The organism is Ruegeria sp. YKSE079 (genome assembly GCF_059612845.1).
In genome coordinates this window covers 47,984-68,555 of the sequence record NZ_JBXWRJ010000012.1, presented here as the reverse complement: position 1 = coordinate 68,555, position 20,572 = coordinate 47,984, and the positions used below count along the sequence as shown (strand labels likewise).

Genomic DNA, 20,572 nt, shown 5'->3' with positions numbered 1-20,572 from the left:
TTGACGGGACGCATCCCGTTATTCCTGGTGTTTCTTGTGGTGTCTGATGACTTCCTGAATGATGAAATTCAAGAAAGCCTTGGCGAAATCGGGGTCCAGGTCGGCCGTTTTCGCCAGATCTTCTAGTCGTGCGATCTGTGCCTCTTCGCGGGCTGGATCGGACGGGGGAAGGTCGTGTTCTGCCTTGAGCTTGCCAACGGCCTGCGTGTGCTTGAACCGCTCGCCCAGCGTATAGACAAGTATCGCATCCAGGCGATCGATGCTTTCGCGGTGCTCTTTCAGCAGTTCTGCGGCGCGTGCTACGGGATCGGATATGGGTTCAGTCAAGGGCCCATCCTTTCGGTTTGAACAGTGGGTCGGCATAGTGTCCGATCTCCATCTCGATACCATGCGCCAGCTGCGAGCTGCGCAGCTTTTCCGGCGACGGATGGCGATAGACTGCGTCGCTGCCGTCGATCGTCGCTGCCTCGTGATCCTTTTGGGCCCCGAGCCGTTCCGCAAGACGGATCGAGTCGAGGTTTTTCGGATCGATATAGCTTACGGCGGTTTCCCAGCCGAGTATGTCATAGAAGTAGCGCCGCGCCGCGTGGGTGGCTTCAAGCGCATAGCCCTGACCCGCCGCATCCGGCCAGATCACCCAGGCGATCTCGGCCTCGGGCCAGCCCGCCGGTTTCCATCCGCCGGCCATGCCATAGGTCTTGTCGGTTTTTTTGTCGTGGATCATCCACATGCCATAGCCGCGAATCTGCCAATGGCCGATCTCGGCAGCATAGAGCATCCACGATTCATAAGGGTTCAGCGGTCCACCCATGAAGCGGGCGCGATAGCTGGTGAACGTGGCCTTGAAATTCGGGTAATCCTCGGGCTCGGGTCCGCGCAGAATCAGTCGTTTGGTTTCGAGGGTCGGGATTGAGTTGGTCACGCGTAGGCCTCCACGCCGCCATTCACCAGATCAGCCGGGGCGGGATGTCGCCAGATTTCCGTAGTGCCGAATTTTGGGTGTTCATAGTGGCAATCGAACTCTGCACCCAACCGTTTGGCGACAGCTTTGCTGGCCAAGTTTGCCGGATCGATCAGCGAAATTGCGGTTTCCCAGCCTAATACGTCATAAGCATAGCTGCGCGCGACCAGCGCGGCCTCGGTCGCATAGCCTTTGCCAGTGGCATGGCTCATCAGTGTCCAGCCGATTTCGGGCTCTGGCCAGCCTTCGGGAAACCAAAGACCGATCCGGCCTACGTAAGCGCCGGTGTCTTTTTCTTCGGCACCCCAGAAACCAAAACCGCGAATTGCCCAGTGGCCCAGCAACATGGCAATCGATCGCCAAGTTTCATCCTTGCGCAGTGGCCCGCCGACGAACCTTGCCGCGTCAGAGGCGAAAAAATCGGCCTCCGCTTCTAGATCGTCAACAGACGGCGCGCGCAGGATCAGGCGCTCGGTTGTCAGAGTGGGAATTTGAAGGTCGATCATGCGTATGCCTCCATCCCGCCGTTGGAGTCACTCGGAGAATGGCGATACACATGAATGGGTTCGTCGAAGGCAGTTTCAGCTTGCGTGTCGCGCAATGCCCCGACACGGCGGGCCACTGCCGCAGAGCGGACATTGTCCGGGTCAACATAGCTGACCAAAGAGGGCAGATCGTGGATTTCCAGCGCAAAGCTGCGCGCGGCGGCAACGGCTTCTGACGCGACGCCCCGACCTTCGGCGGTGGCGGTCAGCATATAGCCCAGTTCATGCTCATGATCGCCAAACTCCATGGCGACCGAAACAAAACCCATGACGATTCTGGTGGTCTTGTCCTCTATCGTCCAAACGCCCGCGCCGCGCAGCATCCAACCTGCAACGTATTGTGTGAAATCCTGCCACGCGCCCTTGCGGTCAAACGGGCCGTCCATATAGCGCGCGCGGTTTGACACCAGAATTTCGGCATAATCCTCGAAATCCCGCAACTCGGGCGCGCGCAGGATCAGACGCGCGGTCTCGATGCGCGGCACCAAAGCACCCAACTGCGCAGCCAGCGCGGCTGCGGGGCCGGTGGCCGGAGTCTCCCAGGGATATGCCGATGGGGCGTTCATTACTTCTTCTTGCCAAACCCGCTCAGGCCCTGAGGCAGACCCATGCCGCCGCCCAGACCGGGCAGACCGCCGGGCATTTTGCCGCCCATCGCCTTGGCCGCCTGTTCCAGAGCCTTGGGGTCCATGCCGGCTGCCATGTCTTCGGGCGAGGGGCCGCCTTTGCCGAACATCCCTTTCATGGCCTGTTTCAGCATGCCGCCCTTACCCATCTTGCCCATCTTTTTCATCATGTCCGACATCTGCCGGTGCATCTTGAGCAGCTTGTTGAGGTCGCTGACCTCCATCCCCGAACCGGCAGCAATCCGTTTCTTGCGGCTGGCTTGCAGCAGCTGCGGGTTGGCGCGTTCGCGTTTGGTCATGGATTGGATCAAGGCGATCTGCTGGCGCAGGATCTTGTCGTCCAGACCCGCCTGATCCATCTGCTTGGCCATTTTGCCCATGCCCGGCATCATGCCCATCATGCCCTGCATGCCGCCCATCTGGATCATCTGTTCCAGCTGCATCTTCAGGTCGTTCATATTGAACTGACCTTTGACCATGCGCTTCATCATGCGCTCGGTCTGTTCCATCTCCATCGTTTCCTGGGCCTTTTCGACCAGGGCAACGATGTCGCCCATGCCCAGAATACGACCGGCGATCCGGTCCGGCTCGAAGGTCTCCAGCGCGTCCATTTTTTCGCCCAGACCGACGAAGCGAATGGGCTTGCCAGTCACCGCGCGCATCGACAGCGCCGCACCACCGCGTCCGTCCCCATCCATCCGGGTCAGGACCACGCCCGAGATGCCGACCTTGGCGTCGAATTCTTCGGCTACTTCAACGGCGACCTGACCGGTCAGGCCGTCAACCACCAGCAGGGTCTCGCGCGGGTCAACCACATTGCGGACCTGCTCGACCTCGTCCATCAACACTTCGTCGATATGCAGACGACCGGCGGTATCCAACATATAGACGTCATAGCCGCCCAATGTGGCCTGCTGCTTGGCGCGCTTGGCGATGTCGACGGGTTTCTGGCCCGGTACAATCGGCAGCGTATCAACGCCGACCTGCGCGCCCAGAACCGCCAGCTGGTCCATCGCCGCCGGGCGATAAACGTCAAGCGAGGCCATCAGGACCTTCTTGCCCTCTTTCTCTTTCAGGCGCTTGGCCAGTTTACCGGTAGTGGTGGTCTTACCCGAACCCTGCAAACCGACCATCAGGATCGGGGCAGGCGGGTTGTCGATCTTCAGCTTGCCGGGGTCTTCCTCGCCACGCAGGGTATCGACCAGCGCGTCATGCACGATCTTGACGACCTGCTGACCGGGGGTGATCGACTTGGTCACCGCCTGACCGGTCGCCTGGTCCTGCACTTTCTTAACGAATTCACGCGCCACCGGCAGCGAGACGTCGGCCTCAAGCAGGGCAACGCGGACCTCGCGCAGGGCGGTCTTGACGTCTTCTTCGGACAGGGCACCCTGTTTGGTCAGCCGATCAAAGACGCCGGAAAGGCGTTCGGATAGATTTTCAAACATGCCTTCGGCCTCCTTAGCCGGTTTAGATGTGGCACTCTCTAGCTAGGTAGCGCCGGTTAAATACACAATTGCCCCCTCCCACCGAACTAAACGTGGGGGTAATGCCAAATGGCATTGCCCCCACGGGCGAAACTCGCTGGTGGGGGGCGATCCCTGAGTGACTCAAGGGACCGGAAGGTTTCACACTTCCGGGTGTTTGCGCGGGCTTAAGCCGATTTACCGTCTGAGTCAACCTCCCGGGCGGGAAGCCAGTCATTGACGGCCGTGACAAGCCGGTGCGAGCCTTGTCCACTGGAAAACGTCTCGACAATTGGGTGCCTGCCCTTGCTCATACCGCCACGTAGAACCAGAACGGGGCGATAAACCGTCGTTGTTCCATTGTCGCGTTTGGCGGTGGTGCTTTCGATCTCTGCATGAGACAGGTTCGACAATATGTGCTCGACCGCTTCGTAGCCAAAAACCGACTGGCGGCGGATGGTGATGCGGTTGCGGTGCCGGTCCAGTATCACCTGCACTCGCCGAACAAAGACGCAAAAGGCGGCAAACCCCAATCCACCCCCCATGACGGCAAACGCCAAGCCAAACCAGACGTTCTCGCCACCGGTGCTCATCAACAGAATACCGGGGCCGACGAAGGCCAGAATAAAGAAGATCAGCATGATGCCAATGAACCAAGGCGTGTCGGCAAGGATCAGTTGTTCGGGGGTATTCCGCGTGATTTTCATGACCAGAGGTTAACACCGGTTTGACCGCGTGGATCAAGCGGTTGCATCGCGCGACCTGTTGCGTCATGAGCATTTCGCGATTTCAGGAGGGTTTCATGGACGCATCATCAGCATTTCAGGACAGTCTTCCGCGCAGTTCCGATGCTTTGCTGGAACAGCTTGCGGTATGGGGACTCGGCTACAAGTTGCACAAGCATATTCCCCTGCGCACTGTTGAGGAGTCGAAGGCCGTTGAAGATCAGTTCATGGTTCCGGACGAAAATCCCCTTCGGATCAAGAACCTTTATCTGCGCGACAAGAAGAAACGCAACTATTTGGTGACGCTGGAGCAAAACCGCGAAATCGACCTGAAGGCACTCGGAGCTGAGCTGGGCGTCGGTAACCTGTCCTTTGGCTCTGCTGATCGCCTGATGCAGAATTTGGGCATTCGGCCCGGAGCGGTCAGTCCGCTGGCGATGATCAACGGCGTTGAAAACGGGGTCAGCTTTTTCATGGACGCGGCTGCGAAAGAGGCTGAAGTTATTTATATGCATCCTCTGGTCAATGACCGTACGCTTGCCATGCCCCGAGATGATGTCATGGCGTTCTTTGAGCGGATCGGGTGTACCGTGAACTGGTTGACCTGACAGAACGTGCCTTGAGGAGCGCGCCTGCGACGGGAGTATCAATTAAAAGATGAAGGCTGGTCGCTCAATCGTCGGCCAGCGCCTCTTGGAGCGCTGATGCGACATGGGCGGCAGAGGGGTTGATGAACAAGTGCCCATCGGCTTGGAAGCTCGGGTCATCCAAGTTATCGGGAAAGGCCAGCGGCAATTCCGTGCAGGCCAACAGGATTGCAGTGCCCGGTTCGGCGTGGCGGTCGCAATATGCCAAAAGCCTGTCGCGGGCCGTCTTAGACGCGCCGCCATAGAAATCGCTGTCAATCATCGCCTGCATTTCGGCGATATCAGCATCGGACAGGGGCGCATTAGCCGAGATGTTTTCCCGCGAGAGCCTGTCCGCGTAACCTCTGGCCTGCATCGTGACGGAGGTTCCAAGAACCAGCGCGGTCTCGACCTTTGTGGCTGCAGTCGCTTTGGCAGTGGCGTCGAAGATGCTGAGGATCGGCATATCGACGCCCCGTCGAATGGCATGCAGCCGAGCGTGTGGTGTGTTTGAGGCAATGATAGCGAAATCACAACTCGCGTTTTGCAAAACCAGCATGGCGTTGCGAAAAACGGCATCGAAACCGGCCCAGCTTTCTTCATCGCCGGGCTGACCGCGCAGCGCACGGGTGTGGGCCTGAGTTACGGATTCGATGGTCATTGGCGGTACGGGAAGCGGCGAGCCATGCCCGAGTTTGGCAAAATGCCGACCTGCTCCTTCGGAAATGGCCCGGTAGTAGTCCACCGTCGAAGCCCAACCGACGCCGCCGAGAATGCCGATCTTTTTCATGAACCCGTCCAATCCGATTGATGAAACCAGAGTTCAGATTGGACGGTAAAGCCGACCTTGGCCAGCGGAGATATCAGGCCGCCAGTTTTGCAACCGCTTCCTGGGCGGATTTCAAAGCTATTTCTGGAGCAATCGCCATCTTGTCGGCGGCGATGATGTCGATGTCATTTATTCCGATGAACCCCAGAACGTGGCGGATATAACCGGTGGCGAAGTCGATTTCCGAGTCGACAGCGGTGCCACCGGAAGCGATGGCAAGAATGGCCCGCTTTCCGTCCAGAAGCCCGCGAGGGCCGGAGTCGCTGTAGGCAAAGGTAAGACCGGCGCGGGCGATCAGGTCTACCCATGCCTTGAAGGCGGCGGGGACCGAAAAATTGTAGATCGGCAAACCTATGACAATAGTGTCAGCGGCCTGCAATTCACTGACTAATTCATCCGAAAGGGACAGCAAGTCTTGCTGAGTTGCGCTGCGATCGTCTTTCGATGTGAAGTTGGCGTCGATCCAGTCTTCGGTCAGAAGCGGCAAAGGTGTCGCCAGATCGCGACGGATGATACGCTGGGCACCGAGGTGCTTGACGATACGGTTTGAAAGATCGCGTGTGGTTGAGCCGGTGCGGCGGGCCGAAGCGTCGATGTGGAGAATTGTGCGGGTCATTTCGTGATATCCAGTGGTTGGCGAATTCATGTGATACGCCTCATATGTTTGTTGCATCAGCGAACAAAACTCAGATATATTAACAGCTATTGTTGGAATTCGCACATTGGAAAGCACGTATCATGGACAATTGGGACGAAGTGCGCACCGCGTATCAGGTGGCTCGCATGGGAACCGTCAGCGGTGCGGCCGATGTGCTGGGTGTTCATCATGCCACGGTTATTCGCCACATAGACGCGATCGAGGCGCGATTGGGTGTCAAACTTTTTCAGCGGCACGCGCGTGGCTACACGCCGACCGAGGCCGGAGAAGACCTGTTACGGGTGGCGCAGGCAACCGAGGATCAGTTCAATCAACTGGCCGGCCGGATGAAGGGGCGCGGCGATGATGTTTCGGGTGAGTTGGTGGTCACGTCTTTGGCGTCGCTGGCGCCGTTGATCGTGCCGGTTCTTTCAGAGTTTAGGACTATGCATTCCGGCCTGATCGTGCGCTATCTTACCGGCGACAGGTTGTTTCGTTTGGAATATGGTGAGGCTCATGTTGCGATCCGTGCAGGGGCGGCCCCGGATCAGCCGGACAATGTCGTGCAACCCTTCATCCCGCAGGATGTCGGCCTCTATGCCAGCCAATCCTATTTGGGTCGCAATGGATTGCCAAGGGGTGTATCTGAATTTGCAGACCATTCTTTTGTCGGATACGACGATGAAAACAGTCGCGCGCCCTTTGCCATTTGGCTGCGCCAGAACGCGCCGAATGAGGCGATTGGTTTTCGGTGCACGAACAACTATTCGGCTCGTGAGGCAGTGCTGGCCGGGGCAGGCATCGGTTTCATGGCGCGATGGGATGCGGCCCGATATCCTGAGTTGGTCGAGGTCATGGAGCCTCTGCCCGAATGGTCAGGCAAACTTTGGTTGGTCACGCATGTCGATCTGCACCGGACGACAAAGGTTCAGGCGTTCCTGAAGTTTATCAAACAACGGGCCAAGGACTGGAAAACATGAGCCCCGAGACCCGCGGCCATCTGGCCATGCTGGCGTTTTCGGCGCTGGTCGCGGGCAGCTTTTCGTTGGGATCGATGATTGCAAACGAGATTTCGCCTGCCGCTCTGAATGCTGCGCGTTTTGTCATTGCCGCTGTCGTTATCGGAGTGGCGGCCGCAATGACGACCGGCCTTCCGATTGGTGCAGCCAAGGCCCCTTGGCGATATTTCGTTCTGGGCGGGTTGTTTGCGGCGTATTTCGTGCTGATGTTCGAGGGGCTGAAAACCGCGCCTCCTGTCAGTGCTGCGGCCGTGTTTACCCTGACTCCGATCCTGTCGGCACTCGCGGGCTGGATATTGTTGCGGCAGATTACCACAAGCTATATGGCAACGGCGCTCTTGATCGGTGCCATCGGCGCGCTTTGGGTCATCTTTCGTGCGGATTGGCTTGCATTCAAAGCTTTTGAGATCGGGCAGGGCGAAGTCATCTATTTCTGGGGCTGCGTGGCCCATGCGATCTATACCCCAATGGTGCGCAAGTTGAACCGGGGAGAGCCGCCGGTGGTGTTTACATTTGGTATGCTGCTGGCGGGATGCTGCCTTCTCACAGCATATGGTTGGTCGGATCTGCTTGCTACGGATTGGCTGGCTCTGCCTGCCATCGTGTGGATTGGCCTTTTCTATGTCGCCATCTGTGCCAGTGCGGTCACTTTCGTGCTGTTGCAATATGCGACGCTTCACCTGCCGTCGGCCAAGGTGATGGCTTATACATATCTAACGCCAAGCTGGGTGATCCTATGGGAAATTGCTTTGGGCAAAGGCGTTCCGGGGCCGCTAGTGCTGGTCGGAATCGCGCTGACCGTATTGGCTTTGCTGCTCTTGTTAAAAGGACGCACGTCGGTTCAGGCAGGCTCGATCAGTATTCCGGATTGAGGCTTGAATTTGTTGGAGGATATGGCAGCGTTGCGGTCATCATGCGAACAGGTAATCGGGGAAGGGCAAACATGAAGGCATATGGCATGACGCTGATATTGGGCGTCGTTGTGGCGTGTGGATCGACGAGCAAGCAGGAACAGTTGGCGCTGCAGGAAAGTTGTGAGGCGCTGGTCGCAGCAGAAAGCGTTACACGGCCAAGCGGTGTCGAGACTGTTTCGATTGACGCGGATTCAGCGGGAACCTCACTGACTGTGAGTGTTGCGGGATCCACGACGCTTTGGCGGTGTCGGGCGGACGCGTCCGGCGCCATAGTCTCGGTTGAGGCAATTCAAGGCGTATAGCCTAGCCCTGTTCGCCGGGCTGTTTGTCCAGTTCAGTTCTCAGAAAACGTTCAAATGCATCCAGATTCACTGGTTCGAATTGCCCGAACCCTTGCATCCAGACCGAAGCATCGCGCATTGCGTCCGGTTCCAGTTTGCACCATTTCACCCGCCCGCGTTTTTCCTGTGAGATCAGGCCGGCGCGGGTGAGGATCATCAGATGCTTCGAGATCGCGGCGAGCGACATTTCGAATGGCTCGGCCACGTCCGTCACGGCCATGTCGTCCTCTAGCAGCATCGCCAGAATGGCGCGCCGGGTGGGGTCGGCAAGGGCCGAGAATATGGTGTCGAGATCATCGTTCATGCTCTGGCAGAACCACATGCGTGTATTATCGTCAACCATTTGGTTGAATATGTGGAATCCAGGTATTTGGCGCTAACAGAGCGGCGGGCGTCAAAGGTCGACAGGTGCGATTTTTAAAAAAATCATTTAATAATAGTTTGTTATGACGATTCATCTGCCGCAATCAACAGCGTTGACTCTGCCCCGTCGCGCCCTTAGCACCATGTCCAAGACTGTGCGAAGGAAACGCCTGTGACCGAAGATGACCAAAAGCAGCGTATGGCGCAGCTTGAGGCCAAGATCGACGCGGCAAAAAAGGCCAAACAGCCCAAGCCTCGCGCGGACGCTGACATATCCGGCGGCGAACTTGCCTGGAGGATGGTCATCGAAATGGTATCCGGTCTCGGGATCGGATTTGGCATCGGATACGGGTTGGATAACCTGTTCGGGACAATCCCGATTTTTCTGGTGCTCTTCACATTGCTGGGCCTTGCCGCCGGGGTGAAAGTCATGCTCCGCAGCGCGCAAGAGGTTCAGGCGAAACAGAAAGCGGCCGATGCTGAGGCCGGCAAGGACGAGAGGGACTGAACGTGGCGACCGAGACCACCACAGCACACGGAGCCGAAGGCGCGGAACACGCCGCAGAAGGCAGCAGCCTGGTTTTCCACCCGATGGACCAGTTTATCGTCAAGCCGCTGTTTGGCGGCGACGCGATTGCCTGGTACACGCCGACCAACGTGACGTTGTGGATGTTCTTTGCGGTTTTGGCGATCATCGGCCTGCTGGTGCTGAGCACTTCCAAGCGCGGTATCGTCCCGACGCGGATGCAGTCGATTGCCGAACTGGCCTATGGCTTCATCTACAAGATGCTTGAGGATATTTGCGGCAAGGAAGGCGTCAAGTACTTCCCTTATGTCATGACACTGTTCATGTTTATCGTCACCGCGAACTTCCTGGGGCTGATCCCGACCTCTTTCACGACGACATCACATTTCGCTGTCACCATTCCGTTGGCACTATCGGTGTTCCTGACCGTGACTGTCCTGGGTTTCGTCAAGAACGGCGCAGGCTTTCTGAGCTTGTTCTGGGTGTCCAGCGCGCCATTGGCGCTGCGTCCGATCCTGGCGGTTATCGAGCTGATTTCGTACTTCGTGCGCCCTGTCAGTCACTCCATTCGTCTTGCCGGTAACGTCATGGCAGGCCACGCAGTGATCAAGGTGTTCGCAGGTTTTGCCGCTGTCGCTGTGATCTCGCCGGTCTCGATTTTGGCGATCACCGCAATGTACGGTCTCGAAATTCTGGTGGCCTTCATCCAGGCCTACGTATTCACCATTCTGACCTGTGTGTATCTCAAGGACGCTCTGCATCCGCATCATTGATCAGGGACTACCCTGAACACAGGAACGATAACCCAACATCGAAACTTCCAAATCGTAAGGAGAACTCATCATGGAAGGCGATCTCGCACACATCGGCGCAGGCCTGGCAGCAATCGGTTCCGGCGCAGCCGCAATCGGGGTGGGCAACGTTGCAGGCAACTTCCTGGCCGGCGCCCTGCGCAACCCTTCGGCAGCTGCTTCGCAGACTGCAACCCTGTTCATCGGTATCGCATTCGCAGAAGCGCTGGGGATCTTCGCATTCCTGGTCTCGCTGCTGCTGATGTTCGCCGTCTAATCTGCGGAACCTGATCCTTACGCGCAGGTGGGCCCAGGCCATAGCGGCCCACCTGTTGTAAAGACAACGTTCCGACGGAGGACAACATGGCGACTGAACCCATTGCCGAAGAAATTGTAGGCGCATGCGTGGATTCCCATGGCTCGGCCATCGGGATGCCGCAGCTCTGCTTTGACTGGTTCCCGAACCAGATCTTCTGGCTCGTCGTTACGCTGGTCGTCGTCTTTCTGGTCCTGTCGCGCGTGGCTCTGCCCCGTATTGCGGCAATTCTGGCCGAGCGGACGGGAACCATCACCAACGATCTCGCCGCAGCCGAAGACCTGAAGGCCAAGGCGGTCGAGGCTGAAGATGCCTATAACAAAGCGCTGGCCGATGCCCGGACTGAGGCACAGCGTATCGCTGCCGAGGCCCGTGCGGAAATCCAGGCCGATCTGGATGACGCCATCGCCAAGGCAGATGCGGAAATCGCAGCCAAGGCGGCTGAATCGGAAAAGGCGATCGCCGAAATCCGTGCCGGTGCGCTGGAGAGCATTCAGGTGGTTGCCAAGGATACGGCGGCCGAGCTTGTTGCCGCTCTGGGTGGTCAGGCCGATGCCGGCGCTATCGCTGGTGCCGTCGATACACGAGTGAAAGGATAAGAGTCATGCGCAACATTCTTGCCCTTATCCTGACTACAGGCGCAGCCAGCCCGGCCTTTGCTGCCACTGGCCCGTTCTTCTCACTGGGCAATACCGACTTCGTGGTGCTCATCGCGTTCCTTGTGTTCATTGCGGTCCTGTTCTACTTCAAGGTGCCTTCGATGATCGGTGGCGCATTGGATAACCGTGCCGCGGGCATCCAAGCGGAACTGGACGAAGCACGCGCACTGCGTGAAGAAGCCCAGACGTTGCTGGCCTCGTACGAGCGCAAGCAGCGTGAAGTGCAGGAAAAGGCCGACGCCATCGTCGCCGCAGCCAAGCAAGATGCTGTTCTGGCCGCTGAGCAGGCCAAGGTCGATCTTGAGAAGTCCATCGCCCGCCGTCTGGCTGCTGCGCGTGATCAGATCGCTTCCGCCGAGGCCTCGGCCATCAAGGAAGTGCGTGACCAGGCCGTTTCGGTAGCCGTGGCCGCAGCTGCCGAGGTTCTGGCCAAACAGATGACCGCCGCGCAGGCCAACAAGCTGATCGACGCGTCCATCGCGGACGTCGAGGCGAAGCTGCATTGATTGGAAACGGCCTTCGGGCCGTTTCTTTATTGCCAAATCTACCCGCATTGCTAGAGTTTGGCTGTCATAGATGTTGTCGCAATCTTTAAATATTATTGGCGTGGTACGAGACGGTGGTGATGCGCTGGTCAAAACGCTTGCCCGGATCGACGATTTGTGCGGACGACTGGATCAAAGCCGGATAGTAATCGCGACGAATGACAATTCCGATGGAACGGGAAAGGTTCTTGCAAGCTTTGCTAACCGCTTGCCGCAAGCCGAAATCCTCACACTTGATGGCTTGTCGAATGAAATACCGAACCGGGTGGAACGGATTACGTTTGCTCGAAATGCGGTTTTGGAGCGGTTGTTTTCTGTGCAACCTCTCTACGATGCGACGCTGATTCTCGACCTTGATGGACCCAACACGCACCTAAGCGCGGATTCTGTTCTGAGGGCGTTGGAGCGTGGAACGCCAAATTGGGATGGCGTGTTCGGGAACGCTTTACCGGCATATTATGATCTTTATGCTTTGCGATGCGCTGGTTGGTGTGAGGAAGACGTCTGGCAACGTATTCATTCTTCGAGAAAACCGTTGTTTCATCGCCGCCGGTGGCGGCAACAACTACTGAAGGATGTAATTTTCGGTCGCCAGTATCACATACCCATAGAGGCCCCGATGATCCCGGTTCAAAGTGCGTTCGCCGGATTGGGCCTCTATCGCACTAAGAGGCTTGAGGGGTTGAAATACGATTGTCGAGATGGTGACGGCCGTTTAGTTTGCGAACATGTCATGCTGCATCAGCTCATGTTGTCTCGCGGAGCGCGGCTTTATATCGATCCGGGATTGACGACAGTTGCACCCTCTGAACATCTGGGAGAGGGAAGCGGGGCGCCTCTTCCAGCCCATCTACCCATCGAAATGAATGGACAAGACTGAGCATGCCCAAATCTCCGCTGACAGGTCAGGAAGGATCATTTCTGTTCAATCAGAAGGTCATTGGGCGTCACGAGGCGAACTATTTTTTGGATAACAGCTGCGGTTACATCTGGGTCGAAGGCCCGCATTGGCTGGATGAGGCTTATAGCGATGCGATTGCCCTGACCGACACGGGGATTCTGGCACGCAATCTTGCAAACATCCGTATCGTGTCCACCGCCATGAGAGCCAATGGGCTGGATGAAGCCAGAGGAATTGATATTGGAGCCGGCTATGGGCTTCTTGTCCGCGGACTAAGGGACAACGGGTTGAATTTCCACTGGTTGGACCCGTATGCCGACAACTTGCTTGCACGCGGTTTTGAAGCCGATGGAGGGAAGTATCAAGTGGCGGCGGCGTTCGAAGTGCTCGAGCATTTGCCAAACCCGCTGGATTACCTTCGGGATGCGCGCAAGCAGTTTGGTTTCGATACGTTGTTTTTTTCGGCAACTTGTTTTGATCCGACCGCCATTCCTGAGACTGATTGGTGGTACTGGGCTTTTGAAACGGGCCAGCACATCAGTTTCTTTTCTGAACAGTGTCTGGATTTCATCGCCGACGAACTGGGGATGAAAAAAATTCGGATCAAAGGTGATGTCTACGCTTTCACGACATTACCTAGCCTCAAATGGCCGAATGGTTGGAAGCGGCGGAAGTTGGACCGCCAGTTCCGGAAGTCCAGTCTGGGAGAGCAGGACTACAACGAAATGAAAAAACGCGTTTAAAAGTAAGGGATTGTGTCCAGAGGGTTATGAAACCCCGGTCTCATGCTGTAAGCGCTGCCGCGCAATGGCTTCGTTCTGTTCGGCCTTCTGTTGGTCAGCAAGGCACTGCTCCACAAAACTGAGGTGCCGCTCGATTGCGCTACGTGCACCGTCTGGATCTCGCGCCTGCAGGGCGGCGTTTATGGCCCTGTGCTGGCCCAGGATTGCTTCTCGCGTTGTGCGCTGATGGAACATGATTTTTCGATTATAGAATACGCCCTGGCGCAGCAGATCGAACATTGACCGCATCATGTGCAGCATCACGACGTTGTGGCTGGCCTCGATGATGGCCATGTGAAACTGTGCGTCCAACTGAGCTTCATCGTCGCCCGCGCGGTGTTTGTGAGCGGCTTCCATCTTGTCCAGAATTGTCTGGATCACCTTCAGGTCGCTGTCCGATCCCAGCCGCGCGGCGCGCTCAGCGGCCAAGCCTTCCATATCCTTGCGAAAGGACAGATAGTCGAACACCGCCTCGTCGTGGGTGCCAAAAAGCCGGATGAGGGCAGGGGAAAACGCCGACCCCAGAACCTCGGCAACATAGATGCCCGAACCTGCTTTGGCGGCCAGCAGTCCCTGCTCCTGCAACTCGGCAATTGCATCGCGCAGCGACGGTCGCGACACACCAAGTCGCTCGGCAAGTTCGCGTTCCGAGGGCAGCCTCTCACCCGGGCGCAGAATCCCGCGGAGGATCAGCAATTCGATCTGACGGACGACAGCTGTAGACAGTTTTTCTGACTGGATTTTCTGGAAAGGCATGCAGAACTCGTTCGAATTGGTAAGAACACATGACCACGGGGCGTCAGATTTCGCAAGATCGGTCCTTTGCTGATCACGAGGATTGAAACATTAGGTCAGAGTTATTGACTTTATTTTCGGCCTTCCTAGGCTCTGCAATCGCATTGTCGGAGAAAAGCCATGTCATTGGACCAGATATTTGCAACCCGTGCGTCTCGCATGAAGGCGTCGGAAATCCGCGAGTTGCTCAAACTGCTGGACCAGCCGGGCATCATCTCTTTTGCTGGCGGTATTCCTGACCCGGCGCTTTTCCCTGCGGACGCCTTTGCCGAGGCGTTTGCCACGACCCTTGATCCTGCGCATCAGGCGCAGGCGCTACAATACTCAGTAAGCGAAGGATACCACCCGTTGAGGCGCTGGATCTCAGAAGAGATGGCCCGAATCGGGATCGTTTGCGACATCGACAACATCCTGATCACGTCAGGTTCGCAGCAGGCGCTCGACTATCTGGGTAAGCTGTTCCTGTCGCCGGGGGACACAGCGCTGGTTGGCTGGCCCACATATCTTGGGGCATTGGCCGCATTCAATGCCTACGAACCGCGTTTTGACCAATTGTCGATAAATGGCAATCGTCCCGCGTTGGATTATCAAGATGCCGCGCGTCAGGCGGGTGGGCAGGTCAAGGTCGCCTATCTCTCACCGGATTTTGCCAACCCGACCGGTGAAACCGTCGATCTTCGCGGACGCAAGGCGTTACTGGATTTGGCCGAAGAACTGGATTGCGCCGTGATCGAGGATGCAGCCTACCAGTCGCTGCGCTATGATGGCGAAGACGTACCACCGATGCTCGCCTTGGAAATTGAGCGGAAAGGGTCGATTGAAGACTGCCGCACTATCTATTGTGGCAGTTTTTCGAAAACCCTTGCTCCGGGTTTGCGCGTGGGCTGGGCAGTTGCGGCCAAGCCGGTCATATCGCAGATGGTATTGCTGAAACAGGCGGCCGATCTGCATTCTTCGACTATCAACCAGATGGCAATCGCCCACGTCGCGGAAAACTGCTTTGAAACGCACATTCCCAAGCTGCGTGCCGTCTATCAACGGCGGAGGGATGCAATGCTGGACGCTTTGGTGCGGCACATGCCAGACGGCGTGAAATGGACCCGTCCAGAGGGCGGCATGTTCATCTGGGTTACGTTACCGGCAGAGATGAATGGAGCAGATTTGTTGGCACGTTCGCTGGACACCGTCAAGGTCGCCTTTGTTCCCGGCCAGGCGTTTTTTGCCGACGGGTCCGGGGCCAACACCCTGCGGCTGAGTTTCTCCTGTTCGGACGAACCAACGATTCAGGAAGGCATCCGTCGGTTGAGTCAGGTCCTGTTGTCGGCATAGCTCGTTGGAAACATTCCGTTAACCAATAACTGAGACTGGTAGGCATGCTGCGTTGTCTGCCCTTCGTCCTCCTCGCTTCCTGCGCGACAGCCACCCCTCATTTCAAGGGCGTTACGCCAACGCGTGTCGATATCGACGGCAGTATATTCGACGTGAGGGTAAGGGGCAATCTGGCTGAGGCTGTTCGGGTCAACGGTCAATACGCTCCCCGGCTGGGGCCGATCCGCCAGCGCGCAGGGATGGCGATGGCCCAGGTTTCCGGATGCGAAGTTCTGGTCGTTCTGGGCGATTCCGCCGTGACCACCGGCATTCTCGGATGCGACAGGGCTACAGGAGAGAAGCTGTTGCAGATTGCCAGGTCCACGCCCAACTACGATTGTTTCGAAGTCGCCGGTCCCTACTACACAGATTTTGAGTGCTACCCTTACTAAGGTCCCTGAACTGGGGGAATCGGCAAGATATTGTGGATAACTGGCGCGATCGCGCCATATACAGCGTATCATCGTTGACACAGGCCCCTTCCATTGCGCAGACTCGGACACCTACGGGAATCAAGGGACAGGTCCACCGTTGCGTTTCAACAAGCTCAGACTGACCGGCTTCAAAAGCTTCGTCGATCCGACCGATCTGATCATAGCGGACGGTTTGACAGGCGTGGTCGGCCCAAACGGCTGCGGCAAGTCCAACCTGCTTGAGGCACTGCGCTGGGTAATGGGTGAAAACCGTCCCAAGGCGATGCGCGGCGGCGGGATGGAGGACGTGATCTTTGCAGGTGCCGCCACCCGGCCCGCCCGCAATTTCGCCGAGGTGGCGCTGACAATCGACAATTCGGAACGTCTGGCCCCGTCGGGCTTCAATGACAGCGACCAGTTGGAAATTATCCGTCGCATCACCCGAGATGTCGGCAGTGCCTACAAAACCAACGGCAAGGACGTTCGGGCGCGTGACGTTCAGATGCTCTTTGCTGACGCCTCGACAGGTGCGCATTCGCCGGCGCTGGTCCGTCAGGGCCAGATTGCCGAACTGATCAACGCCAAGCCCAAGGCGCGACGTCGCATTCTGGAAGAGGCGGCGGGGATCTCGGGTCTCTATCAGCGCCGGCACGAGGCCGAGCTGAAGCTGAAAGGCACAGAAACCAACCTCACCCGCGTCGATGATGTGTTGGAACAACTGGGCGCGCAGTTGGCGCAATTGGCACGCCAGGCCCGACAGGCTGCGCGCTATCGCGAAATCGGAGAACAGCTGCGCCAGGCCGAAGGCATGCTGCTGTATCGCCGTTGGAAGGAAGCAGATCTTGCCCGCCAAATGGCTGAGGACAAGCTGCGCGAACGTATTACCGAGGCGTCGAGGGCCGAGGCCGGGGCGCGGCAGGCCGAAGCGGCACGTGCAAAAGCCGACGAGGTTCTGCCACCACTGCGCGAGGAAGAGGTAATCGCTGCCGCCATCCTGCAGCGCCAGCAGGTTCAGCGCGATGCGCTTGCCGATCAGGAGACCCGCGCCCGTCAGACCATCGAAACCCTGACGGCCCGCATTCTGCAACTGGCCCGCGATATCGAGCGCGAGACCGGCTTGAATCGTGACGCGGGCGAAACCATAGAGCGGCTGGAATGGGAATCACGCGAACTCGCGAAAGCCGCCGAAGGTCATGGTGACAAGCTTGCCGAGGCTGCCGAAACCGCGCGCGAAGCGGCGGCGGTACTGCAGGAACGCGAAGATCACCTGTCTCAGGAAACCGAGGATATGGCCCGCCTCGTCGCCCGCCACCAATCGGCGCAGCGCCTAGTCGAAGACAGTCGCAAGACTTTGGCGCGTTCGGAGACCGAAGAAGAGAAGGCTCGTGCCGCGATGGACGACGCCCACGAAGCGCTAAGCCGCGCGGAGGAGGCGTACGGGGCGGCTCAGGAGGCCGAAGAAGAAGCCCGCGAAGCCGCCGAAGTGGCCGAAGAGGCGCTCGCTGCTGCCGATGAACTGCGCAGCGATACGCAAGCGCGCGAGGCAGATGCGCGCGCCAAGCGGTCAGAGGCCGAAGGTGAACTTGGCGCGATCCGCGCTGAAACCAGCGCATTGGCCAAGCTTGTGGCACGCGACACTGCCGAGGGCGGGCAGGTGATGGACCTTCTTCGTGTCGATCCTGGCTTTGAAAAAGCTTTGGGTGCGGCTTTGGCTGACGATTTGCGTGCTCCGGTGGTCGAAAGAGACGGCCCGTCCGGTTGGGTCAAGGTGCCCGGCTATGATGAAGACCAACATTTGCCGGATGGAGCGGAACCGTTGGCTTTGCATGTCTCGGGTCCCGACCGTCTGAGCCGACGTATTGCTCAGATCGGCATCGTCGAAACAGAACAGGGCGCGCGGCTGCAGCCCCTGCTGAAACCCGGGCAGCGACTGGTGTCGCAATCGGGGGATCTGTGGCGTTGGGACGGATTCCGTACCTGGGCCGAAGATGCGCCAAGTGCTGCCGCGATGCGCTTGGAACAGTTGAACCGTCTCGAAGCGCTGAAACAGGAACTGGCCCGCACCGAAGCACAGGCCGATGGTGCCCGAGCCGCCCATGACAGCCTGTCGCGCAAACTGGCCGAAGTGACCGAGGCCGACCGCCGCGCTCGCGAGGCGCGCCGCGCTGCCGATCAGCGTGTGGCCGAAACCGCCCGCTCGCTCAGCCGTGCTGAGGCGGATCGAAATCTTGCACAGGGCAAGCTGGAAACCCTGTCCTTGTCAGTGGACCGCCACAAGGAAGACGCCATGGCCGCCCGCGTGCAACTGCGCGAGGCCGAGGGCGCCTTGGCGAGTTTGGGCGATGTCAACAGCGCCCGCGCCCATGTCGAGGACATCAAGCAGACAGTCGAAGCCGCGCGGATCACGATGTTGACCCACCGTTCGACCCATGACGAATTGCGCCGCGAGGGCGAGGCGCGCACGCGCCGCTCTCAGGAAGTGGCGAAGGATCTGAGTGGCTGGCGGCATCGGCTTGAAACTGCAGGCAAGCGGATTGGGGAACTGACCGAGCGAAAGGCAGCCTCAGAAGAGGAGTTGTCCGAAGCCATGGCGCTGCCGGGAGAAATTGCAGAGGCCCGCGAAAATCTGAACGAACAGATCGAAGCCGCCGAGGCGCGACGGGCCGAAGCAGCTGATCGGTTGGCTGAGGCCGAAAACCAACAGCGCGCCGCCATTCTGGCTGAGCGTGAGGCGGAACGATTGGCCTCCGAAGTGCGCGAGGCACGGGCCGCCGCCGAAGCGCGTTGCGAGGCGGCGCGCGAAACAGTTCAGACCGCGGCGGAGCGGATCGCCGAGGATCAGCAACTGACCCCCAACCAGCTATTGAACCAGTTGGATGTCGATCCCGACCGGATGCCGTCGGCAGATGCGCTGGAGGCCGAGGTGAACCGCCACAAGCGTCAGCGTGATGCGATGGGCGCGGTAAACCTGCGAGCCGAGGAGGACGCTCGTGAGGTTCAGGAAGAATACGATACTCTGAATTCCGAGAAATCCGATCTGGAAGAGGCGGTAAAGGCCCTGCGCAGTGGCATCTCAAGCCTGAACCGTGAGGGGCGCGAGCGGTTGTTGACGGCGTTCGAGCAGGTGAACACCAACTTTGCTATGCTGTTCAAGCATCTTTTTAACGGCGGCGAGGCCAATCTGGTCATGGTCGAAAGCGACGATCCATTGGATGCCGGCCTGGAAATCATGTGTCAGCCGCCGGGCAAAAAACTTTCGACTCTCAGCCTTCTGTCGGGGGGCGAGCAGACGCTGACCGCAATGGCCCTGATCTTTGCCGTGTTCTTGGCCAACCCGGCCCCGATCTGCGTGCTTGACGAGGTGGACGCACCGTTGGACGATGCCAACGTGACCCGGTTCTGCGACCTTCTGGACGAAATGTGCCGCCAGACCGATACTCGTTTCTTGATCATTACCCACCACGCGGTGACGATGGCACGGATGGACAGGCTGTTTGGCGTGACTATGCAGGAACAGGGCGTCAGCCAGTTGGTCTCGGTCGACCTCAAGAAAGCCGAGGCGATGGTCGCCTAGACAATCAAAGTGGCAAAACGTCAAGATTTCTGCTATCATCTTAGTATGTTAGTTCTGCTTATGTTTTGTGTTCTGGCGATCATGTCCGCGCCGTCGCAGGCGCAAGACATCCAATCTGCGCAGTTCTGGTCTATGGGCGGCGAAACTGCCTACCCGACCACTCCTCGTTTGTCTAAATCCCTGCTGCTTGACACTTCGACCAGACACGCACCAGTTCACCACGCGCATTCGCTGAGGGAACGGTTTGGCGATGGGATTTCAATTGGAATGGTTCAGTTCAAATGGCACGGCGCATTTTGCGTCAGCCTTCGAAAGGTGTTCAGCCGTTGTGATTTTCTGATCGAAAAAGATCAGCTGATGCTCTATTCGCGAGAAGGGACCGGCCAAATGCGCCTGCGGGTTCAGATCAGCGTGCGGCCTTAAGTCGGTCTGCTCACCGCATCGTGACTCCCTGTCCAAGGCAATGTGCGCCAAAATCGCCCAATGAAAACTGTCGCCGTATTTTTCTTGTTGTCCGCGACCCCGGTCGCTGCAGCCGATTGGCATACCCGTCCTGGGGACGTCCCTCTCAGCCACGAAGAACTGAAAAATCTCCCTGGCCAAACGTTGACGTTCTATGATGATGGTCAATCCAAATACTCTGCCGGAGGTGCCTATTCCTATACTTATTCGCTGGCAAACGGCGGTGGGACTGCGTTTGGAACATATCGGATTGCAGAAGATGGCAGCGTCTGCACAGAGTTCCAAAATGGGTTCAACAGGTGTGATCTCTATGTTCGCAACGGTGGTCGTCTGATCCTGATAAACGAGAAAGGCGAGCGCTATCCGGTGCGATCCAAATAACATGCTC

26 protein-coding genes are annotated in these 20,572 nt (G+C 58.0%); 16 read left to right on the top strand and 10 right to left on the bottom strand.

Going from position 1 to position 20,572, the window contains the following annotated elements:
* Positions 1-18: 18 nt before the first annotated feature.
* The 6 genes from AC2FMY_RS12780 to AC2FMY_RS12755 form a co-directional block, all read right to left on the bottom strand.
* Positions 19-327 (bottom strand): chorismate mutase, encoded by a 309-nt coding sequence (locus AC2FMY_RS12780; protein ID WP_496745974.1) that lies wholly within the window; start codon positions 325-327, stop codon positions 19-21.
* Positions 320-922: a GNAT family N-acetyltransferase gene (locus tag AC2FMY_RS12775; protein WP_496745976.1), complete on the bottom strand. Its 603-nt coding sequence runs from the start codon at positions 920-922 to the stop codon at positions 320-322. Before AC2FMY_RS12775 ends, AC2FMY_RS12780 begins: the two co-directional genes overlap by 8 nt.
* Entirely contained in the window at positions 919-1,467 is a 549-nt protein-coding gene (locus AC2FMY_RS12770; protein WP_496807475.1) for a GNAT family N-acetyltransferase, read from the bottom strand. Before AC2FMY_RS12770 ends, AC2FMY_RS12775 begins: the two co-directional genes overlap by 4 nt.
* Positions 1,464-2,072, bottom strand: a complete 609-nt coding sequence (locus tag AC2FMY_RS12765; RefSeq protein WP_496807474.1) for a GNAT family N-acetyltransferase — start codon at positions 2,070-2,072, stop codon at positions 1,464-1,466. Before AC2FMY_RS12765 ends, AC2FMY_RS12770 begins: the two co-directional genes overlap by 4 nt.
* A complete protein-coding gene (gene ffh, locus AC2FMY_RS12760; RefSeq protein WP_496745982.1) occupies positions 2,072-3,580 on the bottom strand; it encodes a signal recognition particle protein in 1,509 nt (502 codons plus the stop codon). The genes AC2FMY_RS12765 and ffh overlap by 1 nt, the downstream gene beginning before the upstream one ends.
* 206 nt (positions 3,581-3,786) lie before the next feature.
* A complete protein-coding gene (locus tag AC2FMY_RS12755) occupies positions 3,787-4,305 on the bottom strand; it encodes a hypothetical protein (protein WP_496745984.1) in 519 nt (172 codons plus the stop codon).
* A 95-nt stretch (positions 4,306-4,400) separates the two neighbouring features.
* On the opposite strand from AC2FMY_RS12755, the gene AC2FMY_RS12750 reads away from it, so the two are divergent.
* Positions 4,401-4,931: a prolyl-tRNA synthetase associated domain-containing protein gene (locus tag AC2FMY_RS12750; RefSeq protein WP_496807473.1), complete on the top strand. Its 531-nt coding sequence runs from the start codon at positions 4,401-4,403 to the stop codon at positions 4,929-4,931.
* Between the two features lie 64 nt (positions 4,932-4,995).
* On the opposite strand, the gene AC2FMY_RS12745 is transcribed toward AC2FMY_RS12750, so the two are convergent.
* Both AC2FMY_RS12745 and AC2FMY_RS12740 read right to left on the bottom strand, forming a co-directional pair.
* Positions 4,996-5,739 (bottom strand): aspartate/glutamate racemase family protein, encoded by a 744-nt coding sequence (locus AC2FMY_RS12745; RefSeq protein WP_496745988.1) that lies wholly within the window; start codon positions 5,737-5,739, stop codon positions 4,996-4,998.
* A 73-nt stretch (positions 5,740-5,812) separates the two neighbouring features.
* Positions 5,813-6,394: an FMN-dependent NADH-azoreductase gene (locus AC2FMY_RS12740; protein ID WP_480750672.1), complete on the bottom strand. Its 582-nt coding sequence runs from the start codon at positions 6,392-6,394 to the stop codon at positions 5,813-5,815.
* A gap of 122 nt (positions 6,395-6,516) precedes the next feature.
* On the opposite strand from AC2FMY_RS12740, the gene AC2FMY_RS12735 reads away from it, so the two are divergent.
* The 3 genes from AC2FMY_RS12735 (at position 6,517) to AC2FMY_RS12725 (ending at position 8,650) form a co-directional block, all read left to right on the top strand.
* Positions 6,517-7,395, top strand: a complete 879-nt coding sequence (locus AC2FMY_RS12735) for a LysR family transcriptional regulator (protein WP_496745990.1) — start codon at positions 6,517-6,519, stop codon at positions 7,393-7,395.
* Entirely contained in the window at positions 7,392-8,306 is a 915-nt protein-coding gene (locus AC2FMY_RS12730) for a DMT family transporter (protein WP_496745992.1), read from the top strand. The genes AC2FMY_RS12735 and AC2FMY_RS12730 overlap by 4 nt, the downstream gene beginning before the upstream one ends.
* A 71-nt stretch (positions 8,307-8,377) precedes the next feature.
* On the top strand, positions 8,378-8,650 hold the full coding sequence (locus tag AC2FMY_RS12725; protein WP_496807472.1) for a hypothetical protein: 273 nt from the start codon (positions 8,378-8,380) through the stop codon (positions 8,648-8,650).
* Position 8,651: 1 nt separating this feature from the next.
* On the opposite strand, the gene AC2FMY_RS12720 is transcribed toward AC2FMY_RS12725, so the two are convergent.
* Entirely contained in the window at positions 8,652-8,993 is a 342-nt protein-coding gene (locus tag AC2FMY_RS12720) for an ArsR/SmtB family transcription factor (RefSeq protein WP_480750669.1), read from the bottom strand.
* A 231-nt stretch (positions 8,994-9,224) separates the two neighbouring features.
* On the opposite strand from AC2FMY_RS12720, the gene AC2FMY_RS12715 reads away from it, so the two are divergent.
* The 7 genes from AC2FMY_RS12715 to AC2FMY_RS12685 all read left to right on the top strand — a co-directional run bounded on the left by AC2FMY_RS12715 (position 9,225) and on the right by AC2FMY_RS12685 (position 13,533).
* Positions 9,225-9,560: an AtpZ/AtpI family protein gene (locus tag AC2FMY_RS12715; RefSeq protein WP_496745994.1), complete on the top strand. Its 336-nt coding sequence runs from the start codon at positions 9,225-9,227 to the stop codon at positions 9,558-9,560.
* Between the two features lie 2 nt (positions 9,561-9,562).
* Complete coding sequence (locus tag AC2FMY_RS12710; RefSeq protein ID WP_480750667.1) at positions 9,563-10,351, top strand: F0F1 ATP synthase subunit A; 789 nt, start codon at positions 9,563-9,565, stop codon at positions 10,349-10,351.
* Positions 10,352-10,421: 70 nt separating this feature from the next.
* Positions 10,422-10,646 carry a F0F1 ATP synthase subunit C gene (locus tag AC2FMY_RS12705; RefSeq protein WP_005981269.1) on the top strand — a complete coding sequence of 75 codons (225 nt, stop codon included), beginning with the start codon at positions 10,422-10,424 and terminating at the stop codon, positions 10,644-10,646.
* 86 nt (positions 10,647-10,732) lie between these two features.
* On the top strand, positions 10,733-11,284 hold the full coding sequence (locus AC2FMY_RS12700) for a F0F1 ATP synthase subunit B' (protein ID WP_480750666.1): 552 nt from the start codon (positions 10,733-10,735) through the stop codon (positions 11,282-11,284).
* 5 nt (positions 11,285-11,289) lie between these two features.
* Positions 11,290-11,850, top strand: coding sequence for a F0F1 ATP synthase subunit B (locus AC2FMY_RS12695; protein ID WP_496745996.1), 561 nt, complete (start codon positions 11,290-11,292; stop codon positions 11,848-11,850).
* Positions 11,851-11,920: 70 nt separating this feature from the next.
* Positions 11,921-12,769: a hypothetical protein gene (locus AC2FMY_RS12690; protein ID WP_496745997.1), complete on the top strand. Its 849-nt coding sequence runs from the start codon at positions 11,921-11,923 to the stop codon at positions 12,767-12,769.
* Positions 12,770-12,771: 2 nt separating this feature from the next.
* Entirely contained in the window at positions 12,772-13,533 is a 762-nt protein-coding gene (locus AC2FMY_RS12685; protein ID WP_496745999.1) for a class I SAM-dependent methyltransferase, read from the top strand.
* Positions 13,534-13,557: 24 nt separating this feature from the next.
* On the opposite strand, the gene AC2FMY_RS12680 is transcribed toward AC2FMY_RS12685, so the two are convergent.
* Positions 13,558-14,328, bottom strand: a complete 771-nt coding sequence (locus AC2FMY_RS12680; RefSeq protein ID WP_480750662.1) for a FadR/GntR family transcriptional regulator — start codon at positions 14,326-14,328, stop codon at positions 13,558-13,560.
* Positions 14,329-14,487: 159 nt separating this feature from the next.
* On the opposite strand from AC2FMY_RS12680, the gene AC2FMY_RS12675 reads away from it, so the two are divergent.
* From AC2FMY_RS12675 to AC2FMY_RS12655, 5 genes are all read left to right on the top strand, one after another.
* Positions 14,488-15,696 (top strand): aminotransferase-like domain-containing protein, encoded by a 1,209-nt coding sequence (locus tag AC2FMY_RS12675; protein WP_496807471.1) that lies wholly within the window; start codon positions 14,488-14,490, stop codon positions 15,694-15,696.
* A 44-nt stretch (positions 15,697-15,740) separates the two neighbouring features.
* The gene (locus AC2FMY_RS12670; protein WP_496807470.1) at positions 15,741-16,127 is read left to right on the top strand and encodes a hypothetical protein; all 387 of its coding nucleotides are present in this window, start codon (positions 15,741-15,743) and stop codon (positions 16,125-16,127) included.
* Positions 16,128-16,266: 139 nt separating this feature from the next.
* Positions 16,267-19,722, top strand: coding sequence for a chromosome segregation SMC family protein (locus AC2FMY_RS12665; protein ID WP_496807469.1), 3,456 nt, complete (start codon positions 16,267-16,269; stop codon positions 19,720-19,722).
* Between the two features lie 45 nt (positions 19,723-19,767).
* On the top strand, positions 19,768-20,145 hold the full coding sequence (locus tag AC2FMY_RS12660) for a hypothetical protein (protein WP_496807468.1): 378 nt from the start codon (positions 19,768-19,770) through the stop codon (positions 20,143-20,145).
* A 60-nt stretch (positions 20,146-20,205) separates the two neighbouring features.
* Positions 20,206-20,565, top strand: coding sequence for a hypothetical protein (locus tag AC2FMY_RS12655; RefSeq protein ID WP_480750657.1), 360 nt, complete (start codon positions 20,206-20,208; stop codon positions 20,563-20,565).
* Positions 20,566-20,572: the final 7 nt, after the last annotated feature.

Bases quoted from the DNA above. Each gene is read 5' to 3' on its own strand.
- AC2FMY_RS12735 (WP_496745990.1), top strand. From the start codon at position 6,517: ATGGACAATTGGGACGAAGTGCGCACCGCGTATCAGGTGGCTCGCATG.
- AC2FMY_RS12725 (WP_496807472.1), top strand. From the start codon at position 8,378: ATGAAGGCATATGGCATGACGCTGATATTGGGCGTCGTTGTGGCGTGT.
- AC2FMY_RS12770 (WP_496807475.1), bottom strand. From the start codon at position 1,467: ATGATCGACCTTCAAATTCCCACTCTGACAACCGAGCGCCTGATCCTG.
- AC2FMY_RS12740 (WP_480750672.1), bottom strand. From the start codon at position 6,394: ATGACCCGCACAATTCTCCACATCGACGCTTCGGCCCGCCGCACCGGC.
- AC2FMY_RS12765 (WP_496807474.1), bottom strand. From the start codon at position 2,072: ATGAACGCCCCATCGGCATATCCCTGGGAGACTCCGGCCACCGGCCCC.
- AC2FMY_RS12750 (WP_496807473.1), top strand. From the start codon at position 4,401: ATGGACGCATCATCAGCATTTCAGGACAGTCTTCCGCGCAGTTCCGAT.
- AC2FMY_RS12705 (WP_005981269.1), top strand. From the start codon at position 10,422: ATGGAAGGCGATCTCGCACACATCGGCGCAGGCCTGGCAGCAATCGGT.
- AC2FMY_RS12670 (WP_496807470.1), top strand. From the start codon at position 15,741: ATGCTGCGTTGTCTGCCCTTCGTCCTCCTCGCTTCCTGCGCGACAGCC.
- AC2FMY_RS12695 (WP_496745996.1), top strand. From the start codon at position 11,290: ATGCGCAACATTCTTGCCCTTATCCTGACTACAGGCGCAGCCAGCCCG.
- AC2FMY_RS12755 (WP_496745984.1), bottom strand. From the start codon at position 4,305: ATGAAAATCACGCGGAATACCCCCGAACAACTGATCCTTGCCGACACG.
- AC2FMY_RS12700 (WP_480750666.1), top strand. From the start codon at position 10,733: ATGGCGACTGAACCCATTGCCGAAGAAATTGTAGGCGCATGCGTGGAT.
- AC2FMY_RS12680 (WP_480750662.1), bottom strand. From the start codon at position 14,328: ATGCCTTTCCAGAAAATCCAGTCAGAAAAACTGTCTACAGCTGTCGTC.
- AC2FMY_RS12655 (WP_480750657.1), top strand. From the start codon at position 20,206: ATGAAAACTGTCGCCGTATTTTTCTTGTTGTCCGCGACCCCGGTCGCT.
- AC2FMY_RS12720 (WP_480750669.1), bottom strand. From the start codon at position 8,993: ATGAACGATGATCTCGACACCATATTCTCGGCCCTTGCCGACCCCACC.
- AC2FMY_RS12660 (WP_496807468.1), top strand. From the start codon at position 19,768: ATGTTAGTTCTGCTTATGTTTTGTGTTCTGGCGATCATGTCCGCGCCG.
- AC2FMY_RS12690 (WP_496745997.1), top strand. From the start codon at position 11,921: ATGTTGTCGCAATCTTTAAATATTATTGGCGTGGTACGAGACGGTGGT.
- ffh (WP_496745982.1), bottom strand. From the start codon at position 3,580: ATGTTTGAAAATCTATCCGAACGCCTTTCCGGCGTCTTTGATCGGCTG.
- AC2FMY_RS12675 (WP_496807471.1), top strand. From the start codon at position 14,488: ATGTCATTGGACCAGATATTTGCAACCCGTGCGTCTCGCATGAAGGCG.
- AC2FMY_RS12745 (WP_496745988.1), bottom strand. From the start codon at position 5,739: ATGAAAAAGATCGGCATTCTCGGCGGCGTCGGTTGGGCTTCGACGGTG.
- AC2FMY_RS12730 (WP_496745992.1), top strand. From the start codon at position 7,392: ATGAGCCCCGAGACCCGCGGCCATCTGGCCATGCTGGCGTTTTCGGCG.
- AC2FMY_RS12685 (WP_496745999.1), top strand. From the start codon at position 12,772: ATGCCCAAATCTCCGCTGACAGGTCAGGAAGGATCATTTCTGTTCAAT.